Consider the following 13388-nt stretch of genomic DNA (forward strand, 5'->3'; position numbering starts at 1 on the left):
AATAGGTCGAGGGCTTGACCAATAATTAATTAAGTAAATATATACATTAGAGGAAACTCAAACTTATGTGCAATTTTGAAAGAACAATTCTTTCAATTAATCTGGTGATGATGGCGTAGAAGTAACACTCCTTTCCATTCCGAACAGGACAGTTAAGATCTACAGCGCTGAAGGTACTGCATGGGCGACTGTGTGGGAGACTAGGACATTGCCAGGTAACGGCTCGATAGCTCAGTCGGTAGAGCAGAGGACTGAAAATCCTCGTGTCACTGGTTCGATTCCAGTTCGAGCCACCATGGCGCTATAGCCAAGTGGTAAGGCAGAGGTCTGCAAAACCTTTATCCCCAGTTCAAATCTGGGTGGCGCCTCCAAAAAAACCTTGAAATTTATATTTCAAGGTTTTTTTATTTGATTTAAAAGCAATCTTATTAAAAGATATATTAAATTTATATCCACAAAAAAGTACATAACACACAAAGTTATCCCCAATATATATGTTATTTATGGGGATATAAATATTTATTGGGGATAACTTTTTAATAAAAACATAACACGGTGAAATATTATAAAAAAAATAGAGAGTAGATCCCCTCTATTAGATTTATTATAATTATCGAATTATGTATGGTTTTAATTAAACATATCCTTTTTATATAAAACAAATGCAACTAAAATACATATTCCCAAAGTTAATCCCATAACAATTGAGAATGCATTTGGATTACCCTCAGATAATGGTAAATGTACATTCATACCAAATATTCCACTTATAATTGTAGGGATGGCCATAAGTATAGTGACTGAGGCAAGAACCTTCATTACTATATTTAAGTTGTTTGAAATAACAGAAGCAAAAAAGTCCATTGTACTAGCTAGTATGTTACTATAGATTTCAGTCATTTCTATCGCTTGTTTATTTTCAATAATTACATCTTCTAGCACATCTTTGTCATCTTGATATTTTTGCATTATCTCTAATTTTAACATTTTTTCTAAAGTTATTTCATTAGCTTTTAAAGATGTAGAAAAGTAAACAAGAGATTTTTCTAATGAATGTAATTGTATGAGCTCTCTATTTTTCATTGATTTATGCAACCTTTTTTCTATCATTAAACTTTTTTTATCAATTTGCCTTAAATATAATAAATAATAGGTTGATATTCTATTTAATATTTGTAGTATGAACCTTGACTTTTTAAATGTATAGAAGGATTTAATTTTACAATTTGCAAAGTCTGTTATTATTTTACTATTCTTAAGGCAAATAGTGATTAATTGTTTTTGGGTATGTATTATTGCTAATGGGTATGTATCATATGTTAATGAGTTATCTTCCATTTCAGTAAATGGTATATCCACAATAACTAACATAGCATCATCTTCAGTATCAATACGTGAAGTTTCTTCATCATCTAGTGGAGCTTTTAAAAAATCTAAAGATACTCCTGTTTTTTTAGATATTAATATTAATTCTTCATCTGATGGTGCAATTATATTTATCCAAGAACCATTTTCAATAGTATCTATTACTTTTAAAGTTGGGTCAAATTCACTCGCACTTTTATAAATTTGAATCAATTAAAACACCTCCCCCTATATTTCAATTCTTATTATACTATGATGAATTAGTTTGTAAATAACTTTACCCTATTAGAATAACTTTTAAAATATGAAAATCGTATTAAAACATAGTAAAGAGTAATATAAGTTTAAAATATAGGATTATTTTCAAAATTACCGTAAATATAACAAAATATAAGATAATATAAACATAGCTTTAAATTTAAAAGATTAGTATAATCAAAATATTGTTTTAAATATAAATTATGGAGGAAGATATAAATGCATAGAGAAGTAGTTGTAAGAAGAAAGGCACCTGTTATAGCAGGACTATTACTTATTATTACGATGATGATATATTTACATAATGGAGTAGGTAATTTGCCATTAAATAATATGAGGGTTATTAAGCTAGTTAATGTTTTTATTATTGTTTCAACTATTGGTATAATATTTTTTGGCATAATAAAATGTAAGGTATCATACAAATATTCAATAATCGCTAATAAACTTATTATTAATAAAATTTTTTCTAATCAAGAAACAAACTTAGAGAGTATTAATGTATCAGAAATAGTATATGTAGGTAAAACAGGTAAAAAAAATTACATATCTAAGGAATATATTGTTAAGAATAAAGGAAACCACTTGTGTGGATTAAGTAATACTAAAACTTTTTGTTGCATATATAAAAAGGAAGATCAATATTATAGATTTAATTTTAATCCAAGTGATCAATTAATAAGGAAATTAAACTTAAGCAATAAAATTGTACAAGCAAGTTAGAACTTGTTTCCAAAATACGTAATAGATTTAATATCATAATAAAAGTCTATCAAAAGAAAATCTTTTGATAGACTTTTATTATTTTATAAAGTTAAAAAATTCTGTTTTAACTTCACTAAGCAATGTTTTGTTTTCTATTAAATCTATACCAGTTGAAACAAGAGCTAATGCAGCTATTTTACATTGCTTAAATGCAAACGATGATAAGGTAGCCTTAGCAAAGTCTTTAGTGCCATAGAGCGTACTAGAATCATTTACTATGGATATATATGGGTGAATACATGGAACTTTGTGACTAACAGTACCTAAGCTTAAACCTGCATAGATATCACGAGGGGTACCAATTTCAATTATTCCATTTTCTTTTAAGTTGTGACTAAATAATCTATTTAAAGTTCTATTAGTTATTAATTCTTGATTTGGAGGCTCATATAGTGAAATTGTATTTTCTATTCCTGTTAAATCAGATACATATTGAGCAATTTTTCTGAGCTTATTATCAGCCCATTCTGCAGTTTTAGAATCTTTACTTCTAATATAGAATTTAGCTTCAACTTTTGATGGCAATAATAAAGGAGTATATCCTCCTTTAGATAGAATAGAGTTTATTTCTAAATTTTTTGGAAAACCCTTTGTAAGAGAATTTAATATATTAAAATTTAATAAGACGGCATCTAAAGCAGTATAAGCATTTTTATTTAGAAAACTTAATCCATCTATACCTTTATATTCTATGTTTAGTGGAATTATTGCCGAAGAAGAGCCACTTTCACTGGTTAATATATCGGGATGAGCAACCATAACTACATCTATATCATCAAAGGCACCTTGCTTAGTCATAATTGCTTTAGTTCCACCTAAATATTCACCAGGACATCCTATGACTACAACTGAACCACTAAGCTTGTCAATAACATTGCCTAAAGATAGCGCAGCAGCAACAGATATAGTGCTTAACAGGTTATGTCCTGTAATGTGTCCAGAACCTTCTATAGCGTCATATTCGCATAAATAGCATATTTTAGGATGTCCACTGCCTTTTTCACAAATAAATGAATTAGGAATATCTAAAAAGTTTCTACATACATTAAATCCATACTTTTCTAATAAGTCACAAATATATTTGGAACATTTAAATTCATTATAACTTTTTTCAGGATTATTATATAAGTAATTACATAAATCTTTAAGATCTTGATCACAAGTAGATAAAAATGAATTTATTTCTTCTTTCATAAATTAATCCTCCCCAGTGTTATTTAATGTGCCTAATATTATTTTTGCCAATAAGTAAAAATAATATTTGTATTATTAAAATTAAAAAAATAAATATAAATTCACTTAGATTAAAAACTTATATATAGGTAATAATTAAAATTAGAGGGAAGAAAAATAAAGAGAGGGGAAATAAAATTGATAAATAGAGAATGTTTTTTATGTAGTAAAACAAAACATAATGGTATAATATTAAACGGAGAAAAAATTTGCAAAACATGTGAAGAGGAAATTGTAAATCTTACAAATAATAATCCTAAATATGATTATTATAGAGAAAAAATAAAAACCATTTTATTTAAATAAAATGGTATACAAATATAGATGTACCATAAAGAAAAAATATTATTAATATTGAAATTTTTATTATGATTTATGAGATGTGTTTATTATAGCTATATTTTAATGTATAGCTATTTTTTATTATTAAAAGTTATATATTTTAAATATATATATGTTTTAATTAACAATTTACAATGTAGCATAAATTCTCTTAGGAATTTTTTAATAGTTTAGTAATTCAAATGTATAAACTTAATTAGAATTTATATACAATAAAAATGGGGGAAGTTTATTATGAAAAAAGGTAAGTTAATTATAATAGAAAGTGGTTCAGATGCTTCAGGAAAAGCAACTCAAGCACAAAGATTATATGAAAGATTATTACAAGAAGGGTATAATGTAAAAAAAATAACCTATCCTAATTATGAAAGTCCCGCATGTATGCCTGTGAAAATGTATTTAAATGGAGAATTTGGGAAAAATCCTGAAGATGTAAATGCTTATGTAGCATCAACTTTTTATGCTATTGATAGATTTGCTTCATATAAGATTGAATGGGAAGAGTTTTATAAAGACGGGGGCATAATTATAGCAGATAGATATACAACATCTAATATGGTTCATCAAGCAGTTAAGATGGAGGATGATGAAAAGGCAAAATATTTAGATTGGTTATATGAATTAGAATTCAACTTATATAAATTACCTATTCCAGATTGTGTAGTATTTCTTGATGTGCCACCAGAAATAAGTCAAAAACTTATGAAAGATAGAGTTAATAAATTTACAGGAGAAAAAGAAAAAGATATACATGAGAGTAATAAGCAATATTTAATAAATTCTTATAATAACTCTTTAAAAATAGCAGAGAAATATAATTGGAATAAAATAAAATGTAATTTTGGAAATGATTTAAAAAGTATAGAAGAAATTCACAACGAAATTTATAATAAGGTAAAAGAATACATTTAGTTTAAATTTAACGTAAAAAATAAAAATGAAGTGAATGGATTGCTAAGATAAATATTATTTAGATATAAAAATAATTACATATTTATGTTAAAATAATATATATTAGAGTATATTATTTTAGGGGTGACGAATAATGAAATTAGTTATTGCTATTGTTCAAGACGAAGATGCTTCAGATGTATTAGATTCTTTAATGGATAAAGATTTTAGAGTTACAAAGCTTGCTACTACGGGTGGTTTTTTAAAATCAGGAAATACAACATTAATGGTTGGAGTTGAAGAAGATAAGCTCGAAATAGTTATAGATATTATTAAAGATGTATGTAAGAGAAGAAAAGAGATAGTAGTATCACCAACACCTTTAACAGGTAATGATGGTGGCTATATTCAACAATGTCCTATTCAAATTAATGTAGGCGGAGCCACTGTTTTTGTAGTGGATGTTGATAAATTTATAAAGATATAAGGAGAGTTTAGGCATTGAGAGAAATCATTGGACATAAAAAAATCATTAATGGATTTAATAAAAGAAAGATAAATGATGCTTTTTCTCATGCTAATTTAATAATTGGTGATGATGGAATTGGCAAAGATATAGTAGCAAAATGTCTAGCTAAAGACATTTTAGATGTAAAGGGTGACAGAGAATATGTAGATATTATAAATTATTATCCTTCTTCTAATTCTTTTGGTGTAGATGAGATAAGAAACATTATAGAGGAAGTTAGTAAGAAGCCTTATGAAGGAGATAAAAAAGTCTTAATACTACATAAATGTGATAAGTTCACAATACAAGCACAAAATGCATTATTAAAAACAATTGAAGAGCCACCAATAGGAGTGTTTTTAATATTATTGAGTGAATCGTTAGAACTTATTTTAGATACTATAAAGTCACGTTGTCAACTATATAGACTAACACCATTATCTAAAGAAGAAATATTGATATACATAGAATATAAATATCCTAATTTAAATATAGAGAATAAGAAAGCTGCATTAGCTTATAGTGCAGGCATACCTGGTAGAGTGGATAAATTTATAAAAAACGATAAATTGAGAAATTTAAGAGACTTAATAATGGAGCTATTAAAAGATATAGTAAATAAAAAAGAAAATTTTGTATTAAAATATAAACAATCATTAAACTTTTCAAAAGAAAATCAAGAAGATTTATTAAATATATTAATTTCATATATAAGAGATATTATGTTCTTAAAGGAATTAAATACTAATGATTTAATTGTAAATTTTGATCAATTAGAGGGACTAAAGGATATCTCACTAGGAATGTCTTATAAAAAGCTTAATTGTATGTTAGAATACATAAAGGAAGCTAGGGTTAATTTAAATAGTAATACAAATTATTCAATGACCATAACTGTATTGCTTATGGGATTTGCGGAGGTATAATTTATGATAAAAGTTATTGGCGTGAGGTTTAAAAAAGCAGGTAAAATTTATTATTTTGATCCTGTAGACTTTGCTGTTAAAAAAGAAGACTATGTAATAGTTGAGACTGCTAGGGGCATAGAATTTGGTGAATGTGTTATAGGAATTAAAGAAATAAAAGATGAAGATATAGTATCACCATTAAAGGTGGTTATAAGAATAGCAGATGAAAAGGATATTCAAAAGCATAAGGAAAACAAGAGTAAGGAACAAGATGCATTAGATATATGTTTAAGTAAAATACAAGAACATAATCTTAAGATGAAATTAATAGATGTAGAATATACATTTGATAATCATAAAGTTATTTTCTATTTTACAGCTGATGGAAGAGTTGATTTTAGAGAATTAGTTAAAGATTTAGCAACTATTTTTAAGACTAGAATAGAATTAAGACAAATCGGTGTTAGAGATGAAGCTAAGATGATAGGTGGATTAGGTCCATGTGGAAGATCTATGTGTTGTTCAACTTTTTTAGGGGATTTCGCATCAGTATCCATTAAAATGGCAAAAGAACAAAATCTTTCATTAAATCCAACTAAAATATCTGGAATATGTGGACGATTAATGTGCTGTTTGAATTATGAGCAAAGCACATATGAGAATATAAGAAAGAGACTTCCAAAAGTAGGATCAATAGTTAAGACTATAGATGGAACAGGAGAAGTTATAGGGAATTTAACAGTTAAAGAGAGTGTAAAAGTAAAGTTAAAACGTGGAGACGAAGAAGTAGTAGATTTATATAAGATTGAAGATATAGAGTTAGTTTCTGGAAGCTATGAAGATACAGTTGATGATTCTGATATAAAATTGGAAATTGAATCAGAAGAAGATAAGAAATTAATAAAAGAATTAATAAAAGAAGAAAAATAAAGAAAATTATAAATAAATCAACTAATAATTTGCAATGTAACACTTTTATAATAAAATACTTTTAAAAGATTAAAATACATGATAGAATGTAAATGGTTAATTATCATATAGTTATAGGAGGTGTTTTTAAATGGCATTTGTAATTAATGATTCATGCGTTAATTGTGGAGCATGTGCTGGAGAATGTCCAGTTGATGCTATAAGTCAAGGAGATACACAATTCGTTATTGATGCAGATACTTGTATTGATTGTGGAAACTGTGCTAATGTTTGCCCAGTTGGTGCTCCAGTTCAAGAATAATAAAAAAAGATCGTCTAAGGACGATCTTTTTTATTTTGCTTAAAATTATATTAATGATAAGGCATATTAAAATAAATAATAAGTCAGTATGTTAGTCTATTTTGTGTCATAAGGAAGCTCGACTCGTATACACTCGCGAGTAAGTGATTCACATAAAATAATAGTCTAATAAGGGATGTATATTGACTAGTTATCTTTTTGAAGATGCCTAAAAGAATTCATTATATAAAATTAGGCATATGCTTAATTTTATGGTGGAGATAAAAATAGTACTTCATTTTTGCTATCAAATTTTAGTGTATTAGTATCTATTATATTTGAATTTATTTTTCTTATATTTTTCATAGATATTAAGAAATTTTTAGCATCATCTAAGTATAGTGAAGATTTAAATGTATTATAGTGCATTGGAATTATATACTTAGAAGAAATTAATTTACTAATTTTCGAAGCTTCAAGACCATTTAAAGAAAAATGCCCTCCAATTGGAATAAATAATATATCAATATTTTTCAAACTTTGTAAAATCAATTCAGATGGTACATGACCTAAATCTCCCAAATGACATATTTTTAAATTATCTATTTTAAAAATATATATTATATTAGGTCCTCTTTTAAGACCATTATATTTATCATGAAATGATGGAATACCTTCGATATGTACAAAATCAAAATTAAAAACGCCAGTTTGACTAATAATCTTAGTAGTATTAATATCGTTCAAATAAGAATGATCGAAATGTTTATGAGTTATAGTTACAACATCAGGTTGAGGGAATTTATTATTGTAGCCTATAACATCATTAAATGGATCTATCAATATTCTTTTGCCACTACATGTAGTCATTAAAAAACATGAATGTCCATACCAAGTTAACTTCATAAAATAGTTCCCTTCTTAATTTAAATAACAAATTATGATTTTTCAATTATTTATATTTTTAACATTAAAGTTGAAAAATATTCAATTTTAAAATAGAATCAAGTATACTATTTTAAATGATAGTATAAAATAGTATAATTATTATAAAGTCAAAGTAAGTCAAAAGCAAATAATTAAACTGATGTTTAGGTAGGTGAAGTTATGGCAAAACTTTCAGATATAATTGAAGATTTTATAAAGGAAATGTTTAATGATAGTAACAATAATATTATATTTATACAAAGAAATGAATTAGCGGATCAATTTAGATGTGCACCATCACAAATAAATTATGTTCTAACAACAAGATTTACTTATAATAAAGGATATTTAATTGAGAGTAAAAGAGGTGGCGGAGGACATATAGTTATTAAACAATTAGAACAAGATAGTTCTAATATGAGAGAAGAAATAATAAATCAAAGTATAGGATCTACAATAACATATCATAATGCTGTAGACATATTAAACAATTTATTTGAATTAAATATAATTATAGACAAAGAGTATGAACTAATGAAGATAGCTATAAATGATAGAACTTTAATTTCAACGGAAAATAGAAATAAGATAAGGGCAGATATTCTTAAAGCTATGATTATGGTGAGTTTGTCTTAAAAGGTGGGGGATTTATATGTTATGTAAAAAATGTAAAAAAAATGAGGCTAAAATTAATTTGGTAAAGATAGTAAATGGAGAAAAAAATGAAATTTGGTTATGTGAAAATTGTGCAAAGGATATATCAGATATTCCATTTTTAAATTCTATAGATGAGATAACAGGATTACCATTTGAAAGTATATTAACAGGACTTTTAAATAATATTGGAGGTAATAAAGTAAAAGCAAAACAAATTATTTGTCCAAAGTGCAATTTAAGTTATTCGGAATTTGAAAAAAACGGTAAACTAGGATGTAGTGAATGTTATAATGCATTTTCAGATGTTCTACAACCTATTATAAAAAGAATACATGGAAGTATAAAACATATAGGAAAGATTCCTAAGTTCGATGGAGAGGCTCTAATTAAAAAAAGAAAAATTATTAAGTTGAAGCAAGAATTGCAAAATGTAATAAAGTTAGAAGAATATGAAAAGGCAGCAGTTATAAGAGATCAGATTAAAGAACTAGAAACATTTATATTTAAAGATGATTTGGAAGATAAAGTTTTTAATGTAAAGGAGAAAAAGGGCAATGAAAAATTGGATTTATAAACAGTGCAATAATGATGATATAGTTTTAAGCAGTATGATCTCTTTATCTAGAAACTTAAAGGAAGTGCCCTTTTCTAATAAATTAACTACAATAGAAGCAAGAAAAAATGTGGAATTAATATATGATATATTTAAAAATGAAATTATTGATGAAGAGATACATCTTCATCAACTTTGGAATGAAGATAAAGAGATATCTAACAGCTATGTGGATAAGCACTTAATAAGTAAAGAGTTAATTAAAAATAGAGATAAAACAGCATTTATTTTGAATAAAGAAGAAACAATTAGTATTATGATAAATGAAGAGGACCACTTAAGATTGCAATGTATAAGCGCAGGGTTAGACTTAGATGAAGTCTTTAGGAGTATAACAAAACTTGACGACAAAATAGAAAGAAATGCACATTATGCTTTCGATGAAAATCTAGGATATCTAACTACTTGCCCTACTGATATTGGAACAGGAATGAGAGCATCAGTAAATATGCATTTACCAGCATTAACTTTTAGTGATGAAATTGCAAATTTTGCAAAAGGCTTAACTCAAATAGGCATGACTATGAGAGGCATTTATGAAGAGGGTACGAAATCATATGGAAACATATATAAAATATCTAATCAAGTAACATTAGGACTTACAGAGGAAGAGATTATTGGTAATTTAAAGGGAGTAGTATTAAATGTAATTTCTGAGGAAAAGAAATTTAGAGAAGTTTTACTAAGCAAATGTAAATATGAGATTGAAGATAAAATATATAGAGCATATGGAACGTTAAAGTCAGCAGTACTTTTAGGGGCTAAAGAATCTATAGATTTATTATCTAGTGTAAGACTTGGAGTAGAACTTTCTTTATTAGATATTGAAAAAACTAAGTTAAATGAACTATTAATAATTACAAGAGATTCTTCACTCCAAAATTACTTAGGAAGAAAACTTTCAAGTAAGGAACTTAATTATGAAAGAGCTAAAATTATAAAAATAATATTAAAAGAAACCTAGAATATGAAGGAGGGGTTTAAGAATGGAGTATAATAAGCTTACAAAGAGAGCTCAAGCAGTAATATTAGAAGCTCAAAGTGAATCTCAAAATTTTAAACATGGATATGTTGGAACAGAACATATATTATTAGGATTATTGAAAGAAGAGGGATATCAAGCTAAATTATTAAATGAATATGGCATTGATATTGATATGATAAGAGAAATGATTCAAAGATATTTAGGATATGGCGATATACAAATGCCAGAAGATGATATATTGCTAACACCTAGGGCTAAAAGATTACTTGATGAGAGCTTTGTAGAGGCTAAAAGATTAAAGCATAAATATGTTAGTCCAGAACATGTATTGTTAGCTCTTCTTAAACAAGAAGAGGGAATGGCTTACACAGTGTTAAAGAATTTAAAGTTAGATTTTAAAGATGTACAAACTGAAATAATCTCATTTTTATCATCAAACTACAAAGAGGATATATCTGAAAATAAAGACTCAAATTCTTTGAAAACAAAAACACCTATGCTTGATAAATATGGTAGAGATTTAACAGCATTGGCGGAAGAAGGTTTGTTAGATCCTGTAATTGGTAGAGATAATGAAAATCAAAGAGTATTAGAGATTTTATGTAGAAGAATTAAAAATAATCCTTGTTTAATTGGAGAACCAGGAGTAGGAAAAACAGCTGTAATTGAAGGGTTAGCTCAAAGAGTAGTTGAGGGAAATATACCAGAAATATTGAGAAATAAAAGAATTATTTCATTAGATTTAACAGCCATACTTGCTGGAGCCAAATATAGAGGTGAATTTGAGGATAGACTTAAGAAAGTAATGGCAGAAATTATAAAAGATAAGAGTGTTATAATTTTTATAGATGAAATTCACATGATAATTGGAGCTGGAGCGGCTGAAGGAGCAATTGATGCATCTAATATATTAAAGCCAGCATTAGCTAGAGGTGAAATTCAATGTATTGGAGCAACAACCATTGATGAATATAGAAAGCATATTGAGAAGGATTCTGCACTAGAGAGAAGATTTCAAACAGTTACTGTAGGTGAACCATCTAAAAAGGAGACATTAAGTATCTTAAGGGGATTAAGAGACAAATATGAAGCCCACCATAGAGTTAAAATTACAGATAAAGCTTTAGAAGCCGCAGTGGATTTATCAGATAGATATGTAGCAGACAGATTTATGCCAGATAAGGCAATTGATCTAATAGATGAAGCAGCATCCAAAGTAAGAATAAGGAATTTAATTCCACCTACTGATTTGAAGCTTATGGAAGAAAAAATTCATAATATAACAAAAGAAAAAGAAGATTGCATTAGAGTTCAGGATTTTGAAAAAGCAGCAAGTATTAGAGATAGTGAAAAGAAATTAAGAGAAGAATTGGATATTATGAGAAAAGAGTGGAACACTCAAAATTCAGTTCAAGCATTAGTAGTAGATGAAGAAGATATAGCAGATGTCGTATCTGCTTGGACTAAAATACCAGCACAAAAGTTAACACAAAAAGAGAGTGAGAAACTATTAAAATTAGAAGAGATATTACACAAAAGAGTAGTGGGACAATGTGAAGCAGTAAAGTCTATATCAAAAGCTGTAAGGAGAGCTAGAGTTGGGATTAAAGATCCAAACAGGCCAATAGGGACATTTATATTCCTAGGACCTACTGGAGTTGGTAAAACTGAACTTTCAAAAGCATTAGCAGAAGCAATGTTTGGTGATGAAAATAGTATTATACGAATTGATATGTCAGAATATATGGAGAGCAGTTCTGTAGCTAAATTAATAGGAGCACCTCCAGGATATGTAGGATATGAAGAAGGTGGGCAACTAACAGAAGCAGTTAGAAGAAAGCCTTATTCTGTTATTCTTTTAGATGAAGTAGAAAAAGCTCATCAAGATATTTTCAATATATTGCTTCAAATTATGGAAGATGGGAGACTTACGGATGGACATGGTAAGGTGGTAAATTTTAAAAACACAATAGTTATTATGACATCAAATGTAGGAGCTCACCAAATAAGAAAACAAAAAGTGATTGGTTTCAATACAAATATTGATAATAATTCTGAATATGAAAAGATGAAAGATAATGTTTTAGAAGAACTAAAACAGAGCTTTAAACCAGAGTTTTTAAATAGAATTGATGATACAATAGTATTCCATAAATTAAAAGAAGAAGATTTGCTTTCAATTGTAAATTTAATGTTAGATTCTATTAGTAAAAGACTGGAAAATAAAGATATACACTTAAATTTTGAGACAGATAGTAAGAAATTCTTATTAAACAAGAGAGTTGATTTAAATTATGGAGCAAGACCGTTAAGAAGACTTATTACCAAAGAAGTTGAGGATAAATTAAGTGAGGAAATTCTTTTAGGAAATATAAAAATTGGCGATAAACTTAATGTTAGTGAAGCTGATAATAATCTTATTTTTACTAAAATAGATTAGTTATAAAAAAGATGTTAATTTTATTGAAATAAAATTAACATCTTTTTTTATGGTAATATATGAAGACTTAAAAGATAGTATTTTCAATATGTCAAATATGCTAAAATGGAGCATAGAATTAGTTAAAGTAGTTACTTCAGGACACGATAATATTTATTTTATAATAATCTTTATTAATATAAGTATATGTGATAAAATTACAAAAAGATAGATTTTACATTTAAAGAAAAAAACGTGAGAATGATTATAATAGAATAATTAATTTAAAATGTGATTATCCTAGACA

The 13388-nt window shown here is 27.0% G+C and carries 14 protein-coding genes, 2 tRNA genes and 1 rRNA gene; 14 read left to right on the forward strand and 3 right to left on the reverse strand.

Going from position 1 to position 13388, the window contains the following annotated elements:
- Positions 1–100 precede the first annotated feature (100 nt).
- The 3 genes from rrf to BM027_RS08210 all read left to right on the forward strand — a co-directional run bounded on the left by rrf (position 101) and on the right by BM027_RS08210 (position 371).
- Positions 101–217: ribosomal RNA gene (gene rrf / locus BM027_RS08200) — 5S ribosomal RNA — on the forward strand.
- Between the two features lie 3 nt (positions 218–220).
- Positions 221–296, forward strand: a tRNA-Phe gene (locus tag BM027_RS08205).
- Position 297: 1 nt separating this feature from the next.
- Positions 298–371, forward strand: a tRNA-Cys gene (locus tag BM027_RS08210).
- A 259-nt stretch (positions 372–630) separates the two neighbouring features.
- On the opposite strand, the gene BM027_RS08215 is transcribed toward BM027_RS08210, so the two are convergent.
- Complete coding sequence (locus BM027_RS08215; protein WP_090090717.1) at positions 631–1578, reverse strand: magnesium transporter CorA family protein; 948 nt, start codon at positions 1576–1578, stop codon at positions 631–633.
- 264 nt (positions 1579–1842) lie between these two features.
- Here BM027_RS08215 and BM027_RS08220 point away from each other — a divergent pair, with 264 nt between their 5' ends.
- Complete coding sequence (locus tag BM027_RS08220; protein ID WP_090090719.1) at positions 1843–2346, forward strand: hypothetical protein; 504 nt, start codon at positions 1843–1845, stop codon at positions 2344–2346.
- 78 nt (positions 2347–2424) lie between these two features.
- Here the strand turns inward: BM027_RS08220 and BM027_RS08225 are convergent, their stop codons facing one another.
- Complete coding sequence (locus BM027_RS08225) at positions 2425–3582, reverse strand: zinc-binding metallopeptidase family protein (protein WP_090090721.1); 1158 nt, start codon at positions 3580–3582, stop codon at positions 2425–2427.
- Positions 3583–3759: 177 nt separating this feature from the next.
- Here BM027_RS08225 and BM027_RS08230 point away from each other — a divergent pair, with 177 nt between their 5' ends.
- The 6 genes from BM027_RS08230 to BM027_RS08255 all read left to right on the forward strand — a co-directional run bounded on the left by BM027_RS08230 (position 3760) and on the right by BM027_RS08255 (position 7501).
- Complete coding sequence (locus tag BM027_RS08230) at positions 3760–3927, forward strand: sigma factor G inhibitor Gin (RefSeq protein ID WP_175559957.1); 168 nt, start codon at positions 3760–3762, stop codon at positions 3925–3927.
- A 270-nt stretch (positions 3928–4197) separates the two neighbouring features.
- Positions 4198–4875: a dTMP kinase gene (locus tag BM027_RS08235; RefSeq protein ID WP_090090725.1), complete on the forward strand. Its 678-nt coding sequence runs from the start codon at positions 4198–4200 to the stop codon at positions 4873–4875.
- A gap of 133 nt (positions 4876–5008) precedes the next feature.
- On the forward strand, positions 5009–5341 hold the full coding sequence (locus tag BM027_RS08240) for a cyclic-di-AMP receptor (protein ID WP_090090727.1): 333 nt from the start codon (positions 5009–5011) through the stop codon (positions 5339–5341).
- A gap of 14 nt (positions 5342–5355) precedes the next feature.
- Positions 5356–6288 carry a DNA polymerase III subunit delta' gene (locus BM027_RS08245; RefSeq protein ID WP_090090729.1) on the forward strand — a complete coding sequence of 311 codons (933 nt, stop codon included), beginning with the start codon at positions 5356–5358 and terminating at the stop codon, positions 6286–6288.
- Between the two features lie 3 nt (positions 6289–6291).
- Entirely contained in the window at positions 6292–7200 is a 909-nt protein-coding gene (locus BM027_RS08250) for a PSP1 domain-containing protein (RefSeq protein ID WP_090090731.1), read from the forward strand.
- Positions 7201–7330: 130 nt separating this feature from the next.
- Positions 7331–7501 (forward strand): DUF362 domain-containing protein, encoded by a 171-nt coding sequence (locus tag BM027_RS08255; protein WP_090090733.1) that lies wholly within the window; start codon positions 7331–7333, stop codon positions 7499–7501.
- 249 nt (positions 7502–7750) lie between these two features.
- Here the strand turns inward: BM027_RS08255 and BM027_RS08260 are convergent, their stop codons facing one another.
- Positions 7751–8386, reverse strand: coding sequence for an MBL fold metallo-hydrolase (locus BM027_RS08260; RefSeq protein WP_090090735.1), 636 nt, complete (start codon positions 8384–8386; stop codon positions 7751–7753).
- A 201-nt stretch (positions 8387–8587) separates the two neighbouring features.
- On the opposite strand from BM027_RS08260, the gene BM027_RS08265 reads away from it, so the two are divergent.
- The 4 genes from BM027_RS08265 to BM027_RS08280 are packed head-to-tail and all read left to right on the forward strand — an operon-like array spanning position 8588 to position 13102.
- A complete protein-coding gene (locus tag BM027_RS08265) occupies positions 8588–9043 on the forward strand; it encodes a CtsR family transcriptional regulator (RefSeq protein ID WP_090090737.1) in 456 nt (151 codons plus the stop codon).
- A gap of 16 nt (positions 9044–9059) precedes the next feature.
- A complete protein-coding gene (locus tag BM027_RS08270; RefSeq protein ID WP_090090739.1) occupies positions 9060–9638 on the forward strand; it encodes a UvrB/UvrC motif-containing protein in 579 nt (192 codons plus the stop codon).
- Positions 9619–10641 carry a protein arginine kinase gene (locus tag BM027_RS08275; RefSeq protein WP_090090741.1) on the forward strand — a complete coding sequence of 341 codons (1023 nt, stop codon included), beginning with the start codon at positions 9619–9621 and terminating at the stop codon, positions 10639–10641. The genes BM027_RS08270 and BM027_RS08275 overlap by 20 nt, the downstream gene beginning before the upstream one ends.
- Positions 10642–10663: 22 nt before the next feature.
- Entirely contained in the window at positions 10664–13102 is a 2439-nt protein-coding gene (locus BM027_RS08280; protein ID WP_090090743.1) for an ATP-dependent Clp protease ATP-binding subunit, read from the forward strand.
- Positions 13103–13388: the final 286 nt, after the last annotated feature.

It is taken from the genome of Clostridium uliginosum (genome assembly GCF_900112485.1).
GTDB lineage: Bacteria > Bacillota > Clostridia > Clostridiales > Clostridiaceae > Clostridium > Clostridium uliginosum.